Below are 22487 nucleotides of genomic sequence, written 5' to 3'. Positions count from 1 at the left end.
CACAGATGACGGACGTTCCCACGACCCAGGAGGTACCCATGACCACCGACGGTTTCACCACTTGTCTCTGGTTCGACGGCCAGGCCGAGGAGGCCGCCCACTTCTACGTCTCGGTCTTCAAGAACTCCACCATCGGCGAGATCGCCCGCTATCCCGAGGGCGCGCCCCAGCCCGCCGGCAGCGTGCTGACCGTCGAGTTCACGGCGAACGGCCACCGGTTCCTCGCGCTGAACGGCGGCCCCGAGTTCAAGTTCACCGAGGCGGTCTCCTTCATGGTCTTCTGCGAGAACCAGGAGGAGATCGACTACTACTGGAGCAAGCTCACCGAGGGCGGCGGCGAGCCCGGCCCATGCGGCTGGCTCAAGGACCGGTACGGCCTGTCCTGGCAGGTGGTGCCGGACCGGCTGCAGGCCATGGTCACCGACCCGGACCCGGCGAAGTCGGCCCGCGTCATGAAGGCGTTCATGGCCATGGGCAAGTTCGACCTCGCCGCCCTGGACAGGGCCTACGCGGGCGAGTGAGCGCGCCCCGAACGCGCGCGGGCGCTCCTCAGGACGAACCGATCACCCGGGTGATCTCCCGGGCGATCCGCAGGATGCCGGGGGAGCGGACCGGGCACGGCCTGGGCGTGGGCGTCGTGGGCGCCAGACAGAAGTGCAGATAGTCCTTGTCGAGGTGCAGGGCGGTGCGGTCGCGGTCCGGCTGGGTGCAGTAGTCGGGATGCTCGTGCTCGTAGGCGGTGCACGGCAGGTACTGCACCCAGGAGTAGCGGGATCCGGCGGGCGCCACCGTCGCGCCCGCGTCGGCGACGACATCCCCCGAGGCGGCCGCCTGCTCCTCGTACAGTTCGTTCACGCGCCGGACCCGGTCGGGGGTGATCGGGTCCGGGCCCTGGGCCACCCACACGATCCGCGGCCGCCGTTCACCCCCCGCCGCGGCGATCTGATCGGTCAGCCTCTTCAGGTCCGCCCGGTACCTGCTGAAGTACTTCTGCGGCGAGGCGGCATGGCTGATCCCGTCCATGCACCACGTGTAGCCCCACGCGTTGCCCCAGAACTGCAGCACCACGAAGTCCGGGTGCAGCGCCCGGACCAGCGCGGCCGCCTTGTCCCGGTCGGGCACCAGGGACTTCTTCCCGGTGCCCTCCAGGTAGTCGCACAGCGTGGTCCCCGAGTACGGGGCGCTGGTGTACGTCGCCCGCAGGTCCCGGCGCAGCTCCTGCCCGAGGACCCGCTGGGCCTCCATGGCGAGCGAGTCGCCGAGATACAGCACCCGCGGGGCGACGACGGCCGCGGAGGCGCTCGGGGAGGTCTGGGCGCGCTGATGCGTGGTTGCCGCGCGGGGGACGTCCGGGGTCGGTGGCGCCGTCTCCGGCCCGTCCGAGGGGTCGCTGCAGGCGCCGAGCAGCAGGACTGCGGTCAGCATTCCCACGATCCACGATGTCCGCATGCGCGACTCCCGCCCCGGTCGCCGAAAAACGGTTCCCCAGGCAAGCACAGCCGGGCCCGAGGGGGAAGACACGCGGCGTGGCAAGGGTGGACCGGGGCTCCCGAAACAGCCCCGGTCCTCGCGTTCACACCCGGTCGGCGGCGATCAGCAGGTACTGGAAACTGCCGTTGCGGTAGGCGGTCAGAAAGGTCTCCTCGATCCCGGTCACCAGATGGTCGGCCTCCTTGCGCAGCTCCCAGTAGGGCAGGGCCGCCTCCGTCAGGTCCTCGACGTGCACCGGCACCAACCGGTTGCGGGCCAGCGCCCGGAAGTACGCCGAGCGGGGATGGATGTCGCAGATGTAGTGGGCGTTGATGAGTGACACCTCGCGGGAGGCCTGTCCGTAGGTGTCGTTGTAGCAGCCGGTGATGACCACATAGCGCCCGCCGCGGCGCAGCAGCCGGGCATGTTCGGCGAACAGCAGGTCCAGCTCGACGTACATACTCGACTCGTTGTTCCAGGAGGCCGCGTACGCCCCGGAGGGCAGCCCGGTGTCCAGCATGTTGCGGTGGTGGTAGCGCACCCGGTCGTCGATGCCCCGCTTGCGGGCCTGGGCGTTGGCGAACTCCGCCTGTTTCTCGGAGATGGTGACGCCGTCGGCGTGGCAGCCGTAGCGCAGATGCGCCACGACACTGCCGCCGCCGCGCCCGCAGCCGGCGTCGAAAACCCGGTCCTCGGGGGTGAGCGGGCCCAGATGGGCGGTGAGGACTTCGGCCTGCGCGTGTTCGAGTCGGTGCAGTTCGGCGGTGATCCGCTCACGCCGCCGTACCGGTTCGGGCTCGTCGAGCACGGCGCGGTCGGCCTCTCCGATGCCGTAGTGGTGGTGGTAGAGGTCGTCGAGCTTTCCGAGTTCGAGGTTGACCGGGTTCTCCTCGGCGTTCCAGTAGGCCGCGACACGGCTCTGGTACGTCGACTGGGTCGGCACCTGGGCCGCGGTGCCGGCGTGGGGGGCGATGGTCAACGGTGACTCCTTGTGCTGGGGCGTGTGACGCACTGTCATCCGGGTGTGCTCTACCAGTAGTTGGGCAGGTGGTAGCGGTGGCTGTTGGTGGCGTGCCACTCGTGGTTGCCGGCCACCCAGTCGGACAGGCTCCGGGTGTAGCGCTCCACGAGCGGTGAGGTGGCGGACAGCAGCGCCGACTCCTCGTCGAAGGCCGCCATGATCCGGTTGTGGATCTCGACAGACTTCAGATAGGCGGCCTTGAGCCCGCACCGGTCGTTGGCGGCGACGACCTGCGGCAGGTTGAGGTGGGTGGGGTCGCTCGCCAGTTCCTTGGTGAAGGAGTAGAGGTCGTTGACGATCGTGGTTGCGTTGCAGGCGAGTGCCGTGACCCGCTGGATCTCGGGCCGGGCGTAGAACGCCTCGGGCAGTTCGTAACCGTCGACGGCGTCCACGATCGACAGACAGGGCCGGAAGTTGTTGAACTGCCGCATCACCAGGTACTCCCAGACCCGCGGCACATACCGGGTCTCCGCCCAGGCGGCCTCGGCGAGGTAGCCGAGGTGCAGCCGGGCGATGTCGTGGACGAACCGGTCGGTCTGGCTCGGGGTGGCGAGGGCGGCGTAGTCCGTCAGCGCGAAGTGGTAGGCGCGCAGCGGGCCGTCGGCCCTGACGCCCTCCCGCCACTCCTCCTCCAGCTCGGGGATGCCGTGGTACGGGTCGATCGCGGACTGGGCCACGATCAGCCGGCCGCCGAGGCCCCGGCGTGCTCCGCCACGGCCCTCGTCCTCCTCGCAGTAGCAGGAGTCGACGACGTTCTCGGCGAGCAGCAACTCACCGGCGACCGTGAGCCGTTCGAGGTCGGCGGCCTCCGGATGCTGGAGGACCACGGCCCGGCCGAACTGGAACCCCGAGAAGTCCCCCTTCCACGCCTCCGGGAACAGGTCGAGGCGCCGGGCCCAGGCCTCCAGCCTGCGGTCGACCTCCGCGGCCTTCACCGGATCCGCGGGCGCGACCTGCCGGTGTCTGAGGCCGGGGATCGCCCCGCCGCGCCGGGGCGTGCGCAGGCTGCTCGCGATGTCGGGCGGGCCCGGCAGGGACGGGGTGCTCGTCACGGTCACTCGGCCGTCCGGCCGATCTGGGCGTTCTCCAGGATCCCGACCGCGTCCGGGACCAGGATGGCCATCGAGTAGTAGGCGGTGACGAGGTAGCGGATGATCGAGTTGGCGTCGATCCCCATGAACCGCACGTTGAGGCCCGGCTGGTACTCCTCGGGGATGCCGGTCTGGTAGAGCCCGATGGCGCCCTGGTCGCCCTCCCCGGTGCGCAGCGCGATGATGCTGCTGGTGTGCTGCGCGCTGACCGGGATCTTGTTGCAGGGGAAGATCGGCACCCCGCGCCAGGCGGGGATCTCATGCCCCTCGACGCTCGCCGTACCCGGCACCAGACCGCGCCGGTTGCACTGCCGGAAGAACGCCGCGATCGCCTTCGGATGGGCGAGGAACAGCTTGGTCTTGCGGCGCATGGCGAGCAGGTCGTCCATGTCGTCCGGGGTCGGCGGACCGGCGAAGGTGCTGATGCGCTGGCCGTGGTCGGCGTTGTGCAGCAGGCCGAACTCCCGGTTGTTGACCAGTTCCCACTCCTGGCGTTCGCGGATCTCCTCGATGGTCAGGCGGAGTTGCTGCTCGGTCTGGTCCATCGGGTTGTTGTAGAGGTCGGCGACCCGGGTGTGCACCCGCAGCACGGTCTGGGTCAGGGACAACTCGTACTCGCGCGGGGCGAGTTCGTAGTCGACGTAGCCGCCGCTGATCGTCGGCTCCCCGACATGACCCGCCTGGACGGGGACGTCGGCCTCGCCCTTGCGGTTCATCGGCAGGCTCTGCCGCCGCGCGTAGGCCTCCAGATGGGCCGCGAGCGAGGGCGCCCGCTCGGTGAACTCCGTGACCACCGACCAGGGCAGGACCAGCACGACGCCGGCGGTCTCCGCCCGTACCGAGCTCAGCCACAAGGGGTCGGGCCGGCCGATCGCCTCGTCACCCATCTGGTCGCCGTCGGTGACGACGCCGACGATCTCCTCCTCGCCGTACTTGCCCTCGGCGAAGCGGGTGAAGCGGCCGTGCACGACGAGGTAGGCCTCGGTGACCGGCTGCCCGGCCTCGACGAGGATCTGGCCGGCGCGGATCTCCCGGACCCGGAAGCGGGTCGCGAGCTCTTTGAGGACCTCGGTGTCGGAGTAGCCGCGCAGAGTGGGGAGTTCGGTGAGGGTCTGGGGGATGACCCGGATGTCGTCGGCGCCGTTCTGCTCGAACTGCACCCGGCCCCGGCCCACCCGGAGCTGGAGGCGCCGGTTGACGCGGTAGGTGCCGCCCTTCACGTCCACCCACGGCAGCATGCGCAGCAGCCAGCGGGAGCTGATGGCCTGCATCTGGGGTTCGGACTTGGTGGTGGTGGCGAGCTGTCGGGCCGCGGTGGTGCTGAGGCTGGTGAGCTGGGTTTCGGACGGGGGATCGGGTTCGTCGACGGCGGGGCCGGCGGCGCTGTCCGGTGTGGACACATTCCCTCCTGGCAGGTGAGCGGGATGGCCGAGCGCGTGCACCAGCCAAACAGGCGGGGCGGCCGTCTGAGCAGGGCGTGAAGGGGGCGTCTTCGCGGCAGGGAAGGTGTAAACATCGCTGGTGAGGCAGCCGGTGCCCGATGAGTGCCTCCGCGCTCCTGGTGTGGGAGTTGACGTTGTGCACTTCCTTGTCGTGGCGCGGGGGAGGTGCGTCGCCGAGGTGGTTCCGTCCCGGCGATCGTCGGTGGCGGTCCCGGCCCGGAACACAGGGCGCCATGTCGCCCACCGCCGCGAAGAGGAACACGCTGTCCGTCGTTGAGGCCGCCGGGCGGCCGACGAGTGCACGCGGCCGGTACGCTCGTGTACTCCCCGTAGCCCCGTAGCCCCGTCGGCGTCTCAGTCCGTGTACCGGGAGGCGGGACACAGATCCTCGGACCCGCGCACGGAGCAGGCGCACCTCCCGCCGGTCCGCCGCCGCCAGGCCACACCCGCCCCGCTCACCGGCCCCGAAGCCACACACCCCGCACGTCCCTGGAGCGCGTCCCTTCTGTCCGTTCTGGCGCCGAATCGTCCGTTCGGCGCGCGGTCGGGCGTTTCCGTGGCTAGCGTGTGAAGACGGACCGACCACCGATTCGGGAAGGGCCGCGATCATGGCCGTACAACCTGAGGGAACCCCCTGTTGGGCCGATGCGATGTTCAGCGACGTCGAGGGAGCCAAGAGCTTCTACGGCGACGTCCTCGGCTGGACCTTCGGCGAGTCGTCGTCGGAGTACGGCAACTACACGCAGGCCTACTCGGACGGCAAGGCCGTCGCCGCCGTCGTGCCGCCGATGCCGGGGCAGGAAGGGCACTCGCAGTGGTGCCTGTACCTCGCGTCGCCGGACGCCGCCGCCACCGCCGGCAAGATCCGTGACAACGGCGGCGAGGTGCTCATGGAACCGATGCAGGTCGGCGACTTCGGCACGATGTGCCTGGCGCGCGACCCGAGCGGAGTCGTCTTCGGCGTGTGGCAGGCGGGCACCCACGAGGGCTTCGAGGCGCCGCCCGAGCAGCCCGGCGCGTTCTGCTGGGCCGAGATCTACACTCGCGAAACCGAGAAGTCCGACGCGTTCTTCCCGGCCGTCTTCGGCTACCGCGCCCAGCGGATGGAGGACGACGCCATCGACTTCCGCATGTTCAACCTCGACGACAAGACGGTCCTCGGCCGTATGAAGATGACCGACGACTTCCCGCCCGAGGTACCGGCGTACATCAACGTCTACTTCTCGGTGACCGACTGCGACGACGCCGTGGCCCGCGCCACCAAGCTCGGCGGTGTCCTGCGGTTCGGGCCGATGGACTCGCCCTTCGGCCGGTTCGCGGCCCTCAGTGACCCGCAGGGCGCGAGCTTCTCGGTCATCGACGTGACGACGACCCAGGGCGACATCCCCCAGATCTCCGACGTGCCCTAGCCGGTGCCGATGCAGTGCATCGAGCAGCTCCCGCACACCCGGCGGGGTGAACGGGGCAGGTCCCGGCCGACGCGGGCGTGGATCTGCTCGCCCTCACGTTGATCTGGGGCGCGCACCTGCGCTGCGCGACGAGGACAGGGCGGCGCCCGAGGGCGAGGAGGCCCGCGGGGTCGTGGCCGCGGTCGTCCCGGCGGGGTGAACGGGGGCAGGTTCCGGCCGACGCGGGCGTGGATCTGCTCGCCCCCACGCTGATCGGGGCGGCGCATCTGCTCTTCGCCGACGCGGAGGGAGCGGTACCCAGGGGCGAGGAGGCCCGCGGGGTCGTGGCCGCGGTCGTCCCGGGCGGGGTGAACGGGGGCAGGTTCCGGCCGACGCGGGCGTGGATCTGCCCGCCCCCACGCTGATCGGGGCGGCGCATCTGCTCTTCGCCGACGCGGAGGGAGCGGTACCCAAGGGCGAGGAGGCCCGCAGGGTCGTGGCCGCGGTCGTCCCGGCGGGGTGAAGGGGGGCCCGTCCGCTCATGGCATGATCGAGCGCATGCGTGAACGACTGGTGGCCGCGTGCGACGGGGCTTCGAAGGGAAATCCGGGGCCCGCGGCCTGGGCCTGGGTCATCGCCGACGAGTCGGAGACACCGTCCCGCTGGGAGGCAGGGCCGCTCGGCAAGGCCACCAACAACGTCGCCGAACTCACCGCGCTGGAGCGGCTGCTCGCCGCGACCGACCCGGACGTGCCGCTGGAGATCCGGATGGACTCCCAGTACGCCATGAAGGCCGTCACCACCTGGCTGCCGGGCTGGAAGCGCAACGGCTGGAAAACCTCCGCGGGCAAGCCGGTCGCCAACCAGGAGCTGGTGGTCCGGATCGACGAACTGCTCGACGGGCGTTCGGTCGAGTTCCGTTACGTCCCCGCCCACCAGGTCGACGGCGACCCGCTCAACGACTTCGCCGACCGCGCGGCCAGCCAGGCGGCCATCGTCCAGGAGCCCGCGAGCAGCGAACTCGGCTCTCCGCAGCCGCCGCCGTCGCCGGACACCCCGAAAAAAGCCGACCGCCCCGCCCGGGCCAAGTCGCCCAAGCGGAGCGGCGGTTCGTCTTCTCGTACGATCAAGGCCAAGTTCCCCGGCCGGTGTCTGTGCGGACGTTCCTACGCGGCGGGCGAGTCCATCGCGAAGAACGCCCAGGGCTGGGGGCACCCGGAGTGCCGTACGGAAGCGGCCGGTTAGCGGCCGGCCGGAGCGCGAGGGTCAGATGACCGCGCCGCGCCACTCGCCGGTCTCCTGACCGCGCTCCTCGATGAACGTCTTGAAGCGCTCCAGGTCGCCCTTGGTCTGCCGCTTCACGAAGCCGAGCTTGTCGCCCACCTTCTCGGTGATGCTGTCCGGATGGAAGTCCATCTGGAGCATCACCTTGGTGTGGCCCTCGTCGAGCCGGTGGAAGGTCACCGCACCCGCCTGCTTGGCCTCGCCGGCGATGGTGGTCCACGCGACCCGCTCGTCCGGGATCTGCTCGGTGATCTCCGCGTCGAACTCCCTGTGCACTCCGTTGACGTTGGTCACCCAGTGCGTGAGCGTGTCGGTGCGCTGTTCGATGCGCTCGACCCCGCTCATGAACTCGGGGAACGTCTCGAACTGTGTCCACTGGTTGTAGGCGGTGTGCACCGGCACGCCGACCTCGATGGACTCCTCGACCTGCGACACGGGTGAATCCCTCCTTCGTCTTCTCGGTGTGTGTGGCGCGGGTACCGCGTGATCCGGAGGGCAAACCGCCGCAAGACGAATGTCATGCCGTGTCGAAGGTGTAGTGGCGGGTGTGGTCCAGCAGGTCCGCGGGGCGCACGTCGTTCCACGGCCTCATGGACTCGTCGAGGTCGACGACCTCGGGCGTTCCGGCGGCCGGGACGTAGCGGGAGTCCGGATGCCGCCGCTGCCACTGGGCCCACAGCTTGTCCACGTAGGCGTGGTGGAGCCAGAACACCGGATCGTTGGGGGAGACCCCGGTCGCCATCTGCCCGCCCACCCAGACATGGACCCGGTTGTGCAGATTGACCCCGCGCCAGCCCTCCAGATGGTTGCGGAAACCGTCCGACGCGCTGTTCCAGGGAGCCATGTCGTACGTCGCCATGGACAGCACCGACTCCACCTCGCCCCGGGTCGGCAACTCTCGTACGCCGACGCCGAGGGCGCGTCTGAGATACGTACGGCCGTCGACCCGTACGTTGATCGGCCAGTCGCCGGTGTCCGCGGCGAACGGGCCGTCCATCACCCGCCCGTCCCGGCTGCGCCCGGTGCCGCCGAGGAAGTCGGGACCCCACAGCGAGGCGCGCGGGGAGCGGTCGGTGCTCCAGTCCCAGTAGGGGAGTGCCACCGAGGCGTCCACCGACTGCAGCGCGCTCTCGAAGTCGAGCAGGAATCTGCGGTGCCAGGGCAGGAAGGAGGGCGAACGGTGGCCGGTGCGCTCGCCGTTGTCGGTGTCCGCCATGATGAAGCCGTTGTGCGTGGTGACGAAGTCGTCGTAGCGGCCGCTGCGCTTCAGCTCCAGAACGGCGGCGACGAACCGCCGCTTCTCGTCGGCGGACAGGGTGGCCTGGTTCTTGCGGACGGTCATGTGCGGGTGCTCCAAAGGGGCATGCGGGGGCGGGGCGGTGGTGATCAGTTGGCGGGGAGCGGCAGCAGCCGCGCGCCCTGGAGCTCGTCGACGGCGGCCCGCGCGGCGGCGTGCGGTGTGGGCACCGGGTCGTAGTGGCTGACGACACTGATCCAGGTGCCGTCGGCGTTGCGCATCATGTGCAGCTCCACGCCGTCGACCGTCACGCGGTAGCCGCCGTGGTGGCTACCGGTGGACCGGCCCTGTATCCGGCGGCCCTCGTAGACCTCGTCGAATACCTCCGGTGACCCGTGATGGTGCTCTTCGGCGGACGCGCGCGGCGCGGCGACCGCTCCTGCGGCGAGGGCGGCCGTCGCGGTGAGCGCGGTACGGCGGGTGAGTTCCGGCATGCGGTGTGCCTCCTGGGTTGACGGACTCCGCATGCCTATCGGCCCGGTCGAGAGCGGGAGAAATCGCTCGAGACGGGTTGGCCCTGATCCAGACAATTACCTACATGTCGTACAGCGTTGAACGAAGATGATCTTGCTGCAGAGAGGGCTTTCGGGAACCCGGACGGAGGAATTCCTTCTCTCGCGGGCCGTGAATCCGATGATCCTTTGCGGGCGAACCCGCTGGCAGTGGCCCTCCTCACGCGCTGAAAGTGGCGTGAACCGGAGCGAGAGTCGCGCACCCTCTGGCTGCTACTCTGCGTTGCCAATTGACCGCTTTGGGTAATTTCTAGGGGTGCGTGTGAAGGTCGCCTGCGTCGGCGGCGGGCCCGCCGGCCTGTATCTCTCGATCCTGCTGAAACGGCAGGACCCGTCCCACGACATCACTGTCCACGAGCGCGACCCGGAGGGCTCGACCTACGGCTGGGGCGTCACCTACTGGCGCGGACTGCTCGACAAGCTCCATGTCCACGACCCCGAGTCCGCCCGCGCGATCGAGGAGGCGTCGGTCACCTGGCACCAAGGCGAGGCCCGAGTGCGCGACCTGGTCACCCGGCGCCCGAGCGACGAGGGCTTCGGCATCGGCCGCCACCGTCTGCTGGAGATCCTCGCCGCCCGCGCCCGCTCCCTGGGCGTACGGCTGGAGTTCGAACACGAGATCACCCACGACAACCTCCCCGCGGCCGACCTCGTCGTGGCCGGCGACGGCGTGCGCAGCGCCCTGCGCACCGGGCACGCCGACCACTTCGGCGCCGAGACCAGGGAGGGCCGCAACCACTACATCTGGCTCGGCACCAGCAAGGTCTTCGACTCCTTCACCTTCGCCTTCGTCGAGACCGACCACGGCTGGATCTGGTGCTACGGCTACGCCTTCAGTCCCGAGCGCAGCACCGTCGTCGTCGAGTGCGCACCGCGGACCTGGACCGGCCTCGGACTGGACAGCGTCGGCGACGCCGACGGGCTCGCCCTGCTGGAGAAGCTGTTCGCCGACGTCCTCGACGGCAATCCGCTGATCGGTCGTTCCGCCGGCTCGGGCAGCGCCCAGTGGCTGAACTTCCGCACCCTCACCAACCGGACCTGGCACCACGACAACCTCGTCCTGCTCGGCGACGCCGCCCACACCACCCACTACTCGATCGGTGCCGGCACCACCCTCGCCCTGGAGGACGCCATCGCCCTCGCCGACGCCCTGCACGCGCACACCGAGCTTCCGCGGGCACTCGCGCGCTACGAGCGGCAGCGCAAGTCGGAGCTGCTCTCCATCCAGAGCGCCGCCCGCTACAGCGCCCAGTGGTACGAGAACCTGTCCCGCTACATCGACCTGCCGCCGGAGCAGATGTTCGCCCTGCTCGGCCAGCGTCACTCGCCGCTGCTGCCCCATGTCCCGCCCCAGCTGTACTACCGGATCGACAGGGCCGCCGGGCAGCTGGAGGCGCTGCGCAGGTTCAAGCGCTGGCTCGGACCGAAGGTCGCACGCGGCGTGCACGCGCGGGAGCTGGCCTCGCGCAAGTAGCCGCGGCCCGGGAAACGGTTGGGTGAATGACGATTCACCGCTAGAGTGAATTGTCATTCACCCACTGTTTTCCCTGTCGATTCCGGAGCGCCGATGGACCAGCAGGGCCCGATATCCCCGCCGCGCGGAGCAGCCGGCGGAACCGGCCTGCGGGCCCGGCTCACCGTCCCAGTGCTGGCGATGTGCGGCACGCTCATGGCCGTCATGCAGACCGTGGTCGTCCCGCTGCTGCCGGACCTGCCCCGGCTGACGCACTCCTCGCCCGGCGCCGTCTCCTGGATGGTCACGGCGACCCTGCTGGCCGGTGCCGTCCTCACCCCCGTGCTCGGCCGCGCCGGCGACATGTACGGCAAGCGCCGGGTGCTGACCGGCGCCCTCGGTCTGATGACGCTCGGCTCGGTGATGTGCGCCCTGTCCTCCGACATCACCGTGCTCATCGCGGCCCGCGCCCTCCAGGGCGCCGCCGCCTCCGTGGTGCCGCTGTCGATCAGCATCCTGCGCGACGAACTGCCGCCCGAGCGCCGGGGTTCCGCGGTCGCGATGATGAGTTCCACGGTCGGCATCGGCGCCGCGCTCGGCCTGCCGCTGGCCGCCATGGTCGTCCAGTACGCCGACTGGCACACCATGTTCTGGATGACCAGCGCCCTAGGCGCCCTCGGGGTGACGGCCGTGTCGTGGGCCGTCCGCGAGTCGCCGGTACGACAGCCGGGCCGCTTCGACGTGCCGGGCGCCCTGGGACTGGCCGTCGGCCTGGTCAGCCTGCTGCTCGGGGTGTCCCAGGGCGGGCAGTGGGGCTGGGCCAGCCCCCGCGTCCTCAGCCTGTTCCTGGTCTCCGTCGCCGTCCTCGCCCTGTGGTGGTGGCGCCAACTGCGCACCGAGCAGCCCCTGGTCGACCTGCGGCTCGTCACCCGGCCGCGGGTGGGCCTGTCCCACGTGGCCGCCCTGCTCACCGGCTTCGCGTTCTACGCCAACTCCCTGGTGACGGCCCAGCTGGTCCAGGCACCGAAGGCCACCGGCTACGGACTCGGTCTGTCCATCGTGGCCACCGGCCTGTGCCTGCTGCCGGGCGGAGTGACCATGCTGCTGTTCTCACCGCTGTCGGCCCGGATCTCCGCCACCCGCGGCCCGCGCATCACGCTCGCCCTCGGCGCCGCGGTCATCGCCTGCGGCTACGCCGTACGCATCGCGGACAGCCGCGACCTGTGGATGATCATCCTCGGCGCGACCGTGGTGGCCACCGGCACCACCCTCGCCTACTCGGCCCTGCCCACCCTGATCCTGCGTGCCGTCCCGGCCGAGCAGACCGCCTCCGCCAACGGCGTCAACGTCCTGATGCGCACCATCGGCCAGGCCACCTCCAGCGCGGCGGTCGCGGCGGTACTGGTCCACCACACCAGCCCGGTCGGCGGCGCCCTCGTGCCCACCCTGCACGGCTACGTGATGGCCTTCGCCATGGCGGGCGCGATAGCCCTCGCGGCCTGCGCGGCGGCGCTGACCATCCCCGGCGACTCCGCGCCCGAGGGGACGCGCCGGACGAGGGGCCGCACCCGGGGCGCGCGGGACGGGGCGATGGAGGGAGCATGAGTGCCGTGAGCACACCGCCCCCCACCACCACGACCGCCCGCCGCGACGCCGAGTCGACCAAGGCCGCCATCCTCAGGGCGGCCCGCTATCTCCTGGCCCGCACCCCTTACGCCGACATCACCCTCAAGGCGGTCGCCGAACGCGCCGGTGTCAGCCCGCCGTTGATCGTGAAGTACTTCGGCAACAAGGACGCCCTCCTCGCCCGCGTCATGTCCTTCGAGTCCGACGCGACGGCCCTGCTCGACGCCCCCGTCGACGACCTGGGCCGCCACATGGTGCGCCATGTCCTCACCGGCCAGATCGAACGCGGCGCCGACCCCCTGCTCCGCATCGCCTTCGCCCCCGTCCAGGGCGAACACGGCGACATCCTGCGCGTCAACTTCCGCGCCCAGGTGGTCGAACGCCTCGCGGAGCGTCTGCGGGGCCCCGACGCCGGCCTGCGTGCCGAACTGGCGGTCGGCACCCTCCTGGGCCTGGGCGTGATGTACGGCATCGCCCGGGGCACCGAGCTGAGGGCGAGCGCCGTGGAAGACGTCGTGGACCGCTACGCCCCCACCGTGCAGGCGCACTTGACGCCAGAAGGGCCCTAGCGGAACAGCCGGTCCAGGAACGCGTTGCCGAACACGCCGTGCGGATCGAGCCGGTCCAGCACCCCCGCCGCCTGCCCCCACACCGCCTCGCCGAACGACCCGGGAATCGTCGTCCCCAGCACCTCCTCGTCCGCCCACACGGCGTCGTCCGTGTAGGCCCAGCCCTTGGACCACTCGACGCGCGTCCCCTCGTAGCCGTCGAACAGGAACTGCTCGATCTCCCGCAGAAAGGCCTCCGCGTACGGCGTCCCCGGCAGCGTCAGGATGTCCAGCCACACCGCCGTGTCCCACTCGGGATGCGCCTGGTCCGCCCGCAGCGCCGACAGCAGCGGAGCCCGCGTCCCCTCCAGCTCGGCCTCGGCCGGATCGTCGAGCCCGGTCACCCTGATCTCCACCGTCCCGTTGACCGGGAACCGCCCCTGCGCCGTGTACGCGGCGAGCCGCTCCCGGTAGAAGTCCGTGAACTCGGAGACGACCCGCTGCACCTTCTCCCGGCTCGTCAGGACCGCGTACCCGTTCGCGGTCACCCTGAGCGTCGTCGGCTTGATGTACAACAGCGTGTTCTTGGACGGCCCCCAGATGTCCGCCGACAGCGTCCCGGTGAGCCCCACGGTCGCCACGTCGAGCTGCGCGTTGCCGAGTACCGGCGCCAGATACCAGGCCGCGTCCGACATCATCCGCCCGGCCAGATCCGCCACCAGGGTCGGAACGTTGTCGGAGAAGGGGTAGTTGTACGGCGAGGTCACCCGCCGCGAGGTCAGCGGCTTGCGCGGCGCCACGCTCCACACCTTCAGCCACGGGAACTCCGTGTAGGCGAACCAGATCGCCTCGACCCGCCCGGCCTCCTCCAGGAAGCTCGCGAAGGTCCGCCCGTCACCGCCGGGCGCCGCGAAGAGCTCGGCCGCCGGAATGTCGACCCGGCTGACACACCGCAGATTGCTGTCGGCGCCCACCCGCAGCACGACCTCGGTGACGAACGTCCGCCCGAGATGAGTGAGCAGGGCCGCGCTGTCGGCCTCGGCGCGGCTGAAGGTGCGCAGCCCGTACGCCCCGCTGTCCTCGTCCCACACCACCGCCGTCAGCGACAGGATGCGATTGCTGAGCGAGCCGTACGTCTGCCCCGGCAGCCGTTCCTCCCCGTCGGCCGGGACGGCGGTGCCGTGCGCGTCGATCGCCAGCGCGCCGCCCAGGGTGAGGTCACCGGGCGCGGGCGCGGCGGTGACCCCGAGCCCGTGCCCCTCCAGATAGGTGAGCAGCGCCTCCAGCGTGACGCCGGTCCCGGCCCGCACCGCGGAGGTCGAGTCCAGGGACAGGCCGGTGAGGTGGGAGGCGGTGTCGACGAGGAGGACGGGAGCGTCCGACCCGGTGCCCTCGGTGATGGTCAGGGGCGACCAGCCGTGCGAGGAGCCCCGCGCGCGGACCCGCCAGCCGTGCCGCCAGGCCCAGTTGACGACCTCGACCACCTGGTCCGGGCCGGTGGGCGCACAGGCCCACAGCCCGTCGGCGGTGATCTCACCGACCCAGTTCCGGTACGCCGAGCGGTGCAGGGCCACGCCTGCCGGGAAGCCGGGCAGTTGCTCCGCCGCGGCCGCCGGGTCGGCCGGCAGCAGAATCGGTACGGCGGCGAGGGCGGCGGCGCTCACGAGGAAGCCGCGACGGGTCCAGGACGGGCTCTCCTGCGGGTGGTTGCGGTGGTTGCTCAAAGAACGATCAGTCACGGGGTCACGCTAGGCGGATGTTGACACGTGCATGCCCTGCGGCGAAACGTGTCACCCATGCGAGTGAAGAATTCACGGGTCTCGACCCGGAGCGACTCGTTCCGCGCAGGTCGGCGACGGATGACAGACTGACACCATGGACGAGCGCACATTCGGCAGGTCGCAGCAGCACGCATCCGTGATCGGACTCGGCACCTGGCAGTTGGGGGCCGACTGGGGAGACGTCGACGACAAGGAAGCCCTCTCGGTGCTGGAGGCGGCAGCCGAGTCGGGGGTCACCTTCCTCGACACCGCGGACGTGTACGGCGACGGACGCAGCGAGCAGACCATCGCCGCGTTCCTGAGCGGCAGGCCCGACCTGCATGTGCTGGTCGCGACCAAGATGGGCCGCCGCGTCGACCAGATCCCCGAGAACTACGTCCTCGACAACTTCCGCGCCTGGAACGACCGTTCCCGCCGCAACCTCGGCGTCGACCGCATCGACCTGGTCCAGTTGCACTGCCCGCCGACGCCCGTGTACTCCACGGACGAGGTGTTCGACGCTCTCGACACCCTGGTCGAGGAGGAGCGCATCGCCCACTACGGCGTCAGTGTGGAGACCTGCCAGGAGGCGCTGACCGCGATCGCCCGGCCCGGTGTGGCGAGCGTGCAGATCATCCTCAACGCCTTCCGCATGAAGCCGCTGCGCGAGGTGCTGCCCGCCGCGCGGGAGGCGGGCGTCGGCATCATCGCCCGGGTCCCGCTGGCCTCGGGCCTGCTGTCCGGCAAGTACACCAAGGACACGGTCTTCCCGGAGAACGACCACCGTGCCTACAACCGGCACGGCGAGGCCTTCGACGTCGGCGAGACCTTCTCCGGCGTCGACTACGCGACCGGTGTCGAGGCCGCCGCCGAGTTCTCCGCACTGGCGCCCGAGGGCTACACCCCGGCCCAGCTCGCCCTGCGGTGGATCATCGAGCAGCCCGGCGTCACCACCGTCATCCCCGGCGCCCGCAGCCCCGAGCAGGCCCGTGCCAACGCGGCCGCCGCCAAGCTGCCGCCGCTGTCCGAGGACACCCTCGCGGCCGTCCGCGACCTCTACGACCGCCGTATCAAGGACCAGGTCGAGCACCGCTGGTGAACCCGCCCGGCTCCGGGATCCGGCCGCTCGCCGCTCCCGGAGCCGCGCTGTTTGAAAGATCAGTAACCGGATACCCGTTCCGCATGGTGGAGACGGTGAGACGGACGGGCCGCGACGAAACCGAGGAAGAGCGCGCGGACCGCATGTGGGGCGAACTCATCCAGGAGATCCGCGTAGCGCAGACAGGCGTGCAGATCCTGTTCGGCTTCCTGCTGACCGTGGTGTTCACTCCGAAATACGACCACCTGGCCCACACCGACCAGGTCATCTACATCGTGACCGTCGTCCTCGGCTCGTGCGCCACCGGAGCCCTCATAGGGCCGGTCTCCCTGCACCGCCTCGTCTCGGGGCGGCGCATCAAACCCCAGGCCGTGCGGATCGCCTCCCGGCTGACCTTCGTGGGGCTGGTCCTCCTGCTGACGACCATGACGTGCGCCCTGCTGCTGATCCTGCGGGTGGCGACTCACGACGCCTGGGTGCCCTGGCTCGTCACGGCAGTAGTGGCCTGGTACTTGGTGTGCTGGTTCGGCGTGCCCCTGTGGACCCGGCGCCGCTACACGACGAAGTGACGCGCGGCCCGTCAGGCTCGGGCTGAACCGGAGGGGGGCCGCGACGGCGGCCCCCCTCCGGTTCAGCCGCCCGCGATGACCGAGGCCAGGAAGTCGTCCACTCTGACCTCTTCCCGTCCCGGCGGCACGATCTCGCGGGTCTCGCGCAGGAAGGACGCCACGGCCGGGGCCCACGCGAAGACCACGGCGTGCTGGCGGCCCCCGTCGGGGCGGGCGTCGCCGAAGAACTCCATGCGCAGTTCCTCCCAGACACCGGTCGAAACGGGGCTGAGCCGCACGTCCCCGACCCCGACCGGACCGCACAGGCCCTCGGCGAGCATCTCCCGGTCCAGCCGCCACCGCGCCAGCACCCGGCCGTCATGGCTGAACACCGCGGTGACGGCGAACGGGTCCGCCGCGTCGTACCCCAGGTGGGCGAGCACGGGGCATCGGCCCGTGCCGCCCGCCTGCAGTTGCACGACCAGAGTCTTGTGCGCGGTTCTGTGGACGAAGGAGTTCACCTGGAGGCCTCCGGGAAGAACGACGTAGAGCCCTCTAGTACCCCTCCTGCGCCCAAGATGCTCAGCCGTCCGGGTGATTTGCCTTCGCACCGCGCAAGGCCGTGATGCACGAGGCGATGGCCTGCTGGAGTTCCTCCAGCTGCTGGACCATGTCGTCCTCGTAGAAGTCCTGGGCGTCGTCGAAGGTCAGCTCCTCGAACACCTTGGTGGCCTTCTGGAGGCTGTTGTAGAACTTCGTCCGCCGCTCCTGGACCCGGAGTTCGGGATCGGCCTCCACGGCCTCGGCGACGAGGGACTTCATGGTGTCGAAGGCCTCGGCCGCCCACTCGCCGGTGTCCTCGTCCTCCTCCAGCTCCTCGAGGAGCGACAGGTGCCGCTCGGCCTCCTGGCGCAGGTCCACGGGCGCGTCGATGGTCTGCCCGGCCGGCGTCTTGACCTGCCCGGACTCGGCGATCTGGCGGACGTATCCGATCCGGTCGGCCGCCCTGCTCTCGGTGGCGACGGCCTTCTTCAGGTCGTCCGTGCGCACCACGTCGCGGGCCAGCGAGGCCTGGAGCTCGGGGTCCTCCTTGATCCGGTCGAGGAGCGCGCTGCGCGCGGCCCGGGCGGTGGAGGGGTCCGCGAGGATCGCGGCGCGCAGCGCGGTCGGGTTCTCGGCGACTTCCAGGGCCTTCGTCGGCCGGATGCCCTCGGCCTGAGCGGCCTCGGCGATGGCGGTGCCGCGCTCGGAGGTCGCGCTGTTGCGGGAGACGTAGTAGTCGAGCCACACGTCCGCGTCCGGCAGCTCCACCTCCTGGCCCGGGGCCAGCGCCTCGAAGTGCGGGACCATGCCGTCGTCGGCGGCCCGGTCCCAGGCCTTGTAGTAGCGCATGACGCGTTCGGGCGAGCAGCCGGCGAGCTCGGCGAACTCCTTCGCGGACACCTTCGGCGTCTCGTCCGCGCTCTGGCCGCCGGGCCGCACGCTGCGCGCCACCATCAGGGCGAAGGCCCATCCGCCGGTCCGCGCGTAGACCCCGAACTCGCGGGCGTCGCGCGCGACGAGGTCGGACAGGGGCGCGCCGGACGTCTGGGCCGGGGTTTCGGAGGACGTCTCGGACGGGTCGATCGCTAGGGTCACGGGTGTTTCTCCTGGGCAGGCTCGTTCGGACCGCACGATGTGCGGGTCGGAAGCCTATTGCACTCCCCGGGTACCACCCCGGCGGCCGACCCGCTCAGGCGAACGCGTCGCGCAGCGCGGGCAGCAGCGTCTTCTCCGACCAGTCGAGGAACTCCGGCTGCGAGTCGCCGCCGATCTGCACCAGCGCGACCTCGGTGAAACCCGCCTCCGCGTACGGCCGTACGGCCTCGACGAAGGCGTCGGGGTCGTCACCGCACGGGATCGACGCCGCGACGTCGTCGGGCGTGACGAACTGGGTGGCCGACTCGAACGCGTCCGGGTGCGGCAGCTCCGAGTTGACCTTCCAGCCGTTGCCGAACCAGCGGAACTGGGAGTGTGCCCGCTTGATCGCCGTGTCCCGGTCGGGGTCGTAGCAGACGGGCAGCTGTCCCACCCGCGGCTTGCCCTCGCCGCCGTTGCGGTCGAACGCGTCGAGCAGGCCCGCCTTGGGCTCCGTGGCGATGACGAGGTCGGCGAGACGGCCGGCCAGGGCGCACGACTGCTCGCCCGAGACGGCAAGCCCGATCTGCGGCGGCTCGTCCGGCAGGTCCCACAGCCGGGCCGACTCCACGTCGAAGTGCTTTCCCCGGTGGTTGACATGACCGCCCTCGAACAGCGCGCGGATGATCTCCACCGCCTCTTCCAGCATCTCGTGCCGCACGTCGGCCGACGGCCAGCCGCCGCCGACCACATGCTCGTTGAGGTTCTCGCCCGAGCCCAGTCCCAGCCGGAACCGGCCCTCCGACAGCAGCTGCATGGTCGCCGCCTTCTGCGCCACCACCGCCGGGTGATAGCGGAAGGAGGGACAGGTCACGTACGTCATCAGCGGAATGCGCGAGGTCGCCTGGGCGGCCGCCCCGAGCACGCTCCACGCGTACGGCGAGTGTCCCTGCGTCCGCAGCCACGGGAAGTAGTGGTCCGAGGTCACCGAGAAGTCGTAACCCACCTCCTCGGCCCGCACCACATGGCCCACCAGTTCACGGGGGCCGGCCTGTTCGGTCATCATCGTGTATCCGATTTGCACCATGGGATCCGAGTCCCCGGTGACCGGAGGGGAAAACGGGCTTCCTAGGCCCTCTCGATCAAGACCGGTGAACGGGGAGAGGATGTGCCCATGAGTTCCTTGCCCACGAGCACCCCCGCCGCCCAGGGCGTCGACGCGGCCGGCATCCAGGCCTTCCTCGACGCCCTCGAAGCCGAACCGCACCTCGAGCCGCACAGCCTGATGCTGCTGCGCCACGGTCAGGTCGTCGCCTCCGGCTGGTGGGCGCCGTACGCCCCGGACCGGCCCCAGCTCCTCTACTCGCTCAGCAAGAGCTTCACGGCCACGGCCGCCGGGTTCGCCGTCGCCGAGGGGCTGATCCGGCTGGACGACCCGGTGATCTCGTACTTCCCGGAGTTCGAGGCCGACATCACCGACCCGCGCAGCCGCACGATGCTCGTCCGCCATGTGGCGTCGATGGCCAGCGGTCATGTGGAGGAGACGCTGGACCGGGCGCGCGCAGAGGACCGCGACGAGCTCGTCCGGGGCTTCCTGCTGGTCCCGCCGGACAAGGACCCGGGCACCGTGTTCGCCTACAACCAGCCCGCCACCTACACCCTCGCCGCGATCGTCCAGCGGGTCACGGGCCAGAAGCTCACCGACTACCTGCGCCCCCGGCTGTTCGAGCCGCTCGGCATCGGCGAGGTGGCCTGGATCGCCGACCGCAGCGGCCGCGAGCTCGGCTTCAGCGGACTGCACGCCACGACCGACGCCATCGCCCGGCTCGGCCTGCTGTATCTGCGGGGCGGGGTGTGGGAGGGCAAGCGGCTGCTGCCTGAGTCGTGGGTGGCCGAGGCGACCCGGGTCCAGATCGCGCACGAGGCACCGCCGGTGGGGGACTGGGCGGACTGGCAGCAGGGCTACGGCTTCCAGTTCTGGATGGCCCGCCACGGTTACCGCGGGGACGGGGTGTACGGGCAGTTCTGTGTGGTGCTGCCCGAGCAGGACGCGGTGCTCGCGATCACCTCCGAGACCCTGGACATGCAGAAGGTCCTGGACCTGGTGTGGGAGCACCTGCTCCCCGCCTTCGGTAGCGGCGCGCTGCCGGGCGGTGGGGCGGCGGACGCGGCCCTGGCCGACCGGCTGGCCCGACTCGCCCTGCCCCCGGCGGAGGGCAAGACCGCCCCCGTGGGGAGCACCGGCGTGTTCACGCCCTCCGGTGGTACGTGCGCCGACCAGCCGACTCTGACCGCGATCGAGGTGGACTCGGGCGGCCGGGTCACCCTTGTCGACGACGGCGAGCGGCTGGAACTGGGGCTCGGAGCCGGGGAGAGCGGCTGGACGGTCGTCGACGAGCCCGTGCCCGTCGCGGTGAGCGGTGGCTGGACCGACGCGGGGACCCTCGCCCTCGACCTGGCGTTCCTGGAGACCCCGCACCACCTGCTCGTGACGTGCGCGCTCGGCGACCGGACGTTCACCGCGCGCTGGCGCACCCAGCCCCTGCACGGCGGTCCGCTGCTGCGGCGGTTGCGGGCGCCGCGCTCAGTCTGAGGGCACGTGGAGGGTGCTCAGGAAGGTGTCCAGCGCCTCCTGGTTCGCGTCGTCGTTCCAGTCGGCCGCCGGCGTCGTCCAGCGCAGTGAGTAGCCGCGGCCCCCGCCGATGAGGAAACCGCGGCCGAAGGTGCGCACCCGGGTGCCGTCGGCGTCCTCGACCCACTGCATGTCGGCGGCCTCGCGGTCCTGGTACGTGGTCGCGCGGATGTCACCGAGACGCTCGTAGCCGGGGTGGTCCTTCAGCCCCGGCTCCACGTCGTCGCGCCACACCGCCACGGCATCCGTCCCGACGGCCTTGCTGTAGGTGACGGCGAGCGTGCGCGGGTCACCGGAGGCGCCGAAGGTGACGCGGTACGCCAGGTCCTCCTGGCGCGAGGTCTCCAACGGCTTCCAGCCCTTGGGCAGGGCGAGGGAGAAGCCCTCGGGGGAGCGGTACTCGCTGTACCCGGGCGGCAGCCCCGTGCCCGCGGTGGCGGTGGCCGTCCTGCTCGGGCTCGGCGTGGGCGTCGGCGAGGCGGGCGGGCCGGAGTTCTCGTCGGTGCGGTTTCCGGGGGCCGTGAACGACGGGGAGGGAATCGCGGGCGCCGGGGCGGGCGCGGAGGCGGAGGCCGACGCGGCGGGCGCCTCGCCGGTCGTCCCGCTGTCGCCGTCGGGCAGTGCCTTGGTGACCGTGAGGACGGCGGCGGCCACCGTGACGACGGCCAGGGCGGTCCCCGCGATGAGGAGCCGACTGCCGCGCCCCGGGGCCACGCCGGGCAGGACGCGCAGCCGGGCCCTGGGCTCCTCCACAGGGGCCGCTTCGGGATCCTCGTCGAGGACCCTCAGAAGGGCGCCCCGTACGGCCGTGCGGCTCAGCCGTTCCTGCGAGTTCTTGCGCAGCAGCCCCTGCACGGTCGGGGTGAGCGGCCCGGCTCGCACCGGGGCCCTGAGCGGCAGGCGGTCGACCCCCTTCAGGGTGGCCGCGGGACGGTCGCGGTCACGGAACGGCGGACGTCCCTCGACCAGCGTGTAGAGGATCGCGCCGAGCGCCCACAGGTCGGCGGCCGGCCCGATGCGCTCGTCACGGGCCTGTTCCGGGGAGGCGTACGACGGTGCCGAGAGCCGCGGGGCGAGGGTGGCGCCGGCCAGACCGAAGCCGGTGACGACGACCGAACCCTGATGGTGCACGAACACCTGGCCCGGACTGAGCTCACCGTGGGTGATGCCCTCGCTGTGCGCCGCCTCCAGCACCTCCAGCAGCTCCAGGCCGATGCGGGCCGCCCGCACATGGTCGAACGTCCCCTGCCGCCCGAGGAGTTCCCCCAGCGGGATGCCGTCGACCGGCTCGGTGACGGTCCACAGGCTGCCCTCCTGAGTGAAGGCGTCCACGACCGAGGCGATCCGGCCGGGGGAGAGGATCCGCATGGTCTTGGACATCCGGACGACTCCCGCGGCGGTGCGCAGCGAGGTCTCCTCGTCCGTGCCGGCCGGCAGCCCGATCTCGGTGAGCAGGCAGGGGCGTTCGGTCGAGACGTCCTCGCCGTACCAGCAGGTCCGATTGGTCTCGCGGTGCAGGACGTCCAGGGGCCGGTACCGTCCTGCGACCAACTCGTGTGTGGAGACGTGCGCCTTGACCATGTCATCCCTCGCTGAACCCCTGGCTCTCACCTTTCACAGAGGTACGGCGGGTGCGGCGGGGTGTGTTCAATCAAATCGACAACCGAGGGAATCCGCTTTCCGTATGCTCGATTTCTGA

22 protein-coding genes are annotated in these 22487 nt (G+C 70.9%); 10 read left to right on the top strand and 12 right to left on the bottom strand.

The window, feature by feature from the left end; translation table 11 throughout:
- The first annotated feature begins 38 nt into the window (after positions 1–38).
- Positions 39–521 (top strand): VOC family protein, encoded by a 483-nt coding sequence (locus ACIRP7_RS30275; RefSeq protein WP_403665653.1) that lies wholly within the window; start codon positions 39–41, stop codon positions 519–521.
- 28 nt (positions 522–549) lie between these two features.
- On the opposite strand, the gene ACIRP7_RS30270 is transcribed toward ACIRP7_RS30275, so the two are convergent.
- From ACIRP7_RS30270 to ACIRP7_RS30255, 4 genes are all read right to left on the bottom strand, one after another.
- Positions 550–1449 carry an SGNH/GDSL hydrolase family protein gene (locus ACIRP7_RS30270; protein WP_403665651.1) on the bottom strand — a complete coding sequence of 300 codons (900 nt, stop codon included), beginning with the start codon at positions 1447–1449 and terminating at the stop codon, positions 550–552.
- Positions 1450–1573: 124 nt separating this feature from the next.
- Positions 1574–2449: a geranyl diphosphate 2-C-methyltransferase gene (locus tag ACIRP7_RS30265; protein WP_403665649.1), complete on the bottom strand. Its 876-nt coding sequence runs from the start codon at positions 2447–2449 to the stop codon at positions 1574–1576.
- A gap of 50 nt (positions 2450–2499) precedes the next feature.
- Positions 2500–3549 carry a family 2 encapsulin nanocompartment cargo protein terpene cyclase gene (locus ACIRP7_RS30260; protein ID WP_403665647.1) on the bottom strand — a complete coding sequence of 350 codons (1050 nt, stop codon included), beginning with the start codon at positions 3547–3549 and terminating at the stop codon, positions 2500–2502.
- Positions 3546–4982 carry a family 2B encapsulin nanocompartment shell protein gene (locus tag ACIRP7_RS30255; protein ID WP_403665646.1) on the bottom strand — a complete coding sequence of 479 codons (1437 nt, stop codon included), beginning with the start codon at positions 4980–4982 and terminating at the stop codon, positions 3546–3548. Before ACIRP7_RS30255 ends, ACIRP7_RS30260 begins: the two co-directional genes overlap by 4 nt.
- Before the next feature lie 650 nt (positions 4983–5632).
- Here ACIRP7_RS30255 and ACIRP7_RS30250 point away from each other — a divergent pair.
- The 3 genes from ACIRP7_RS30250 (at position 5633) to ACIRP7_RS30240 (ending at position 7657) form a co-directional block, all read left to right on the top strand.
- A complete protein-coding gene (locus ACIRP7_RS30250) occupies positions 5633–6433 on the top strand; it encodes a VOC family protein (protein WP_403665644.1) in 801 nt (266 codons plus the stop codon).
- 379 nt (positions 6434–6812) lie between these two features.
- Positions 6813–6935, top strand: a complete 123-nt coding sequence (locus ACIRP7_RS30245) for a hypothetical protein (RefSeq protein WP_403665642.1) — start codon at positions 6813–6815, stop codon at positions 6933–6935.
- Positions 6936–6958: 23 nt separating this feature from the next.
- Positions 6959–7657: a ribonuclease H gene (locus ACIRP7_RS30240; RefSeq protein ID WP_403665640.1), complete on the top strand. Its 699-nt coding sequence runs from the start codon at positions 6959–6961 to the stop codon at positions 7655–7657.
- 21 nt (positions 7658–7678) lie between these two features.
- On the opposite strand, the gene ACIRP7_RS30235 is transcribed toward ACIRP7_RS30240, so the two are convergent.
- The 3 genes from ACIRP7_RS30235 to ACIRP7_RS30225 all read right to left on the bottom strand — a co-directional run bounded on the left by ACIRP7_RS30235 (position 7679) and on the right by ACIRP7_RS30225 (position 9427).
- Positions 7679–8131: an SRPBCC family protein gene (locus ACIRP7_RS30235; RefSeq protein ID WP_007379788.1), complete on the bottom strand. Its 453-nt coding sequence runs from the start codon at positions 8129–8131 to the stop codon at positions 7679–7681.
- A gap of 82 nt (positions 8132–8213) precedes the next feature.
- Positions 8214–9038, bottom strand: a complete 825-nt coding sequence (locus tag ACIRP7_RS30230; RefSeq protein ID WP_403665638.1) for a tyrosinase family protein — start codon at positions 9036–9038, stop codon at positions 8214–8216.
- Positions 9039–9082: 44 nt separating this feature from the next.
- Positions 9083–9427, bottom strand: a complete 345-nt coding sequence (locus tag ACIRP7_RS30225; RefSeq protein WP_403665636.1) for a tyrosinase cofactor — start codon at positions 9425–9427, stop codon at positions 9083–9085.
- Between the two features lie 334 nt (positions 9428–9761).
- Here ACIRP7_RS30225 and ACIRP7_RS30220 point away from each other — a divergent pair, with 334 nt between their 5' ends.
- The 3 genes from ACIRP7_RS30220 to ACIRP7_RS30210 all read left to right on the top strand — a co-directional run bounded on the left by ACIRP7_RS30220 (position 9762) and on the right by ACIRP7_RS30210 (position 13153).
- The gene (locus ACIRP7_RS30220) at positions 9762–10979 is read left to right on the top strand and encodes an FAD-dependent monooxygenase (RefSeq protein WP_403665634.1); all 1218 of its coding nucleotides are present in this window, start codon (positions 9762–9764) and stop codon (positions 10977–10979) included.
- Positions 10980–11072: 93 nt separating this feature from the next.
- On the top strand, positions 11073–12563 hold the full coding sequence (locus ACIRP7_RS30215; RefSeq protein WP_403665632.1) for an MFS transporter: 1491 nt from the start codon (positions 11073–11075) through the stop codon (positions 12561–12563).
- Complete coding sequence (locus tag ACIRP7_RS30210) at positions 12560–13153, top strand: TetR family transcriptional regulator (RefSeq protein WP_352385940.1); 594 nt, start codon at positions 12560–12562, stop codon at positions 13151–13153. Before ACIRP7_RS30215 ends, ACIRP7_RS30210 begins: the two co-directional genes overlap by 4 nt.
- Here the strand turns inward: ACIRP7_RS30210 and ACIRP7_RS30205 are convergent.
- Entirely contained in the window at positions 13150–14871 is a 1722-nt protein-coding gene (locus tag ACIRP7_RS30205; RefSeq protein WP_403665630.1) for a cholesterol oxidase substrate-binding domain-containing protein, read from the bottom strand. The two genes, ACIRP7_RS30210 and ACIRP7_RS30205, sit on opposite strands and share 4 nt — an antisense overlap.
- Positions 14872–15007: 136 nt before the next feature.
- On the opposite strand from ACIRP7_RS30205, the gene ACIRP7_RS30200 reads away from it, so the two are divergent.
- Positions 15008–15991, top strand: a complete 984-nt coding sequence (locus ACIRP7_RS30200) for an aldo/keto reductase (RefSeq protein ID WP_403665628.1) — start codon at positions 15008–15010, stop codon at positions 15989–15991.
- Between the two features lie 83 nt (positions 15992–16074).
- Positions 16075–16560, top strand: a complete 486-nt coding sequence (locus tag ACIRP7_RS30195) for a DUF6328 family protein (protein ID WP_403665626.1) — start codon at positions 16075–16077, stop codon at positions 16558–16560.
- 62 nt (positions 16561–16622) lie between these two features.
- Here the strand turns inward: ACIRP7_RS30195 and ACIRP7_RS30190 are convergent, their stop codons facing one another.
- The 3 genes from ACIRP7_RS30190 to ACIRP7_RS30180 all read right to left on the bottom strand — a co-directional run bounded on the left by ACIRP7_RS30190 (position 16623) and on the right by ACIRP7_RS30180 (position 19243).
- Complete coding sequence (locus tag ACIRP7_RS30190) at positions 16623–17060, bottom strand: SsgA family sporulation/cell division regulator (RefSeq protein ID WP_403665624.1); 438 nt, start codon at positions 17058–17060, stop codon at positions 16623–16625.
- A gap of 61 nt (positions 17061–17121) precedes the next feature.
- Positions 17122–18177, bottom strand: coding sequence for a hypothetical protein (locus tag ACIRP7_RS30185; protein WP_403665623.1), 1056 nt, complete (start codon positions 18175–18177; stop codon positions 17122–17124).
- Positions 18178–18271: 94 nt separating this feature from the next.
- Positions 18272–19243 carry an LLM class F420-dependent oxidoreductase gene (locus tag ACIRP7_RS30180; RefSeq protein WP_403665621.1) on the bottom strand — a complete coding sequence of 324 codons (972 nt, stop codon included), beginning with the start codon at positions 19241–19243 and terminating at the stop codon, positions 18272–18274.
- A gap of 87 nt (positions 19244–19330) precedes the next feature.
- Between ACIRP7_RS30180 and ACIRP7_RS30175 the strand changes: the two genes are divergently transcribed.
- Positions 19331–20749 (top strand): serine hydrolase domain-containing protein, encoded by a 1419-nt coding sequence (locus tag ACIRP7_RS30175; protein WP_403665619.1) that lies wholly within the window; start codon positions 19331–19333, stop codon positions 20747–20749.
- On the opposite strand, the gene ACIRP7_RS30170 is transcribed toward ACIRP7_RS30175, so the two are convergent.
- Positions 20741–22369: a serine/threonine protein kinase gene (locus tag ACIRP7_RS30170; protein ID WP_403665617.1), complete on the bottom strand. Its 1629-nt coding sequence runs from the start codon at positions 22367–22369 to the stop codon at positions 20741–20743. The genes ACIRP7_RS30175 and ACIRP7_RS30170 overlap by 9 nt on opposite strands.
- Between the last annotated feature and the right edge of the window lie 118 nt (positions 22370–22487).

The organism is Streptomyces sp. NPDC102270 (genome assembly GCF_044766405.1).
In the GTDB taxonomy this organism is placed as follows: Bacteria; Actinomycetota; Actinomycetes; order Streptomycetales; family Streptomycetaceae; genus Streptomyces.
Note: the sequence above shows the minus strand (reverse complement) of the source record. Positions and strands in the feature narration are given on the sequence as shown.

What these genes read in the sequence shown, in the direction of transcription:
- ACIRP7_RS30170 (WP_403665617.1), bottom strand. Translation starts at nt 22,369, where the DNA reads ATGGTCAAGGCGCACGTCTCCACACACGAGTTGGTCGCAGGACGGTAC.
- ACIRP7_RS30275 (WP_403665653.1), top strand. Translation starts at nt 39, where the DNA reads ATGACCACCGACGGTTTCACCACTTGTCTCTGGTTCGACGGCCAGGCC.
- ACIRP7_RS30250 (WP_403665644.1), top strand. Translation starts at nt 5,633, where the DNA reads ATGGCCGTACAACCTGAGGGAACCCCCTGTTGGGCCGATGCGATGTTC.
- ACIRP7_RS30270 (WP_403665651.1), bottom strand. Translation starts at nt 1,449, where the DNA reads ATGCGGACATCGTGGATCGTGGGAATGCTGACCGCAGTCCTGCTGCTC.
- ACIRP7_RS30210 (WP_352385940.1), top strand. Translation starts at nt 12,560, where the DNA reads ATGAGTGCCGTGAGCACACCGCCCCCCACCACCACGACCGCCCGCCGC.
- ACIRP7_RS30225 (WP_403665636.1), bottom strand. Translation starts at nt 9,427, where the DNA reads ATGCCGGAACTCACCCGCCGTACCGCGCTCACCGCGACGGCCGCCCTC.
- ACIRP7_RS30175 (WP_403665619.1), top strand. Translation starts at nt 19,331, where the DNA reads ATGAGTTCCTTGCCCACGAGCACCCCCGCCGCCCAGGGCGTCGACGCG.
- ACIRP7_RS30195 (WP_403665626.1), top strand. Translation starts at nt 16,075, where the DNA reads ATGGTGGAGACGGTGAGACGGACGGGCCGCGACGAAACCGAGGAAGAG.
- ACIRP7_RS30180 (WP_403665621.1), bottom strand. Translation starts at nt 19,243, where the DNA reads ATGGTGCAAATCGGATACACGATGATGACCGAACAGGCCGGCCCCCGT.
- ACIRP7_RS30200 (WP_403665628.1), top strand. Translation starts at nt 15,008, where the DNA reads ATGGACGAGCGCACATTCGGCAGGTCGCAGCAGCACGCATCCGTGATC.
- ACIRP7_RS30240 (WP_403665640.1), top strand. Translation starts at nt 6,959, where the DNA reads ATGATCGAGCGCATGCGTGAACGACTGGTGGCCGCGTGCGACGGGGCT.
- ACIRP7_RS30215 (WP_403665632.1), top strand. Translation starts at nt 11,073, where the DNA reads ATGGACCAGCAGGGCCCGATATCCCCGCCGCGCGGAGCAGCCGGCGGA.
- ACIRP7_RS30230 (WP_403665638.1), bottom strand. Translation starts at nt 9,038, where the DNA reads ATGACCGTCCGCAAGAACCAGGCCACCCTGTCCGCCGACGAGAAGCGG.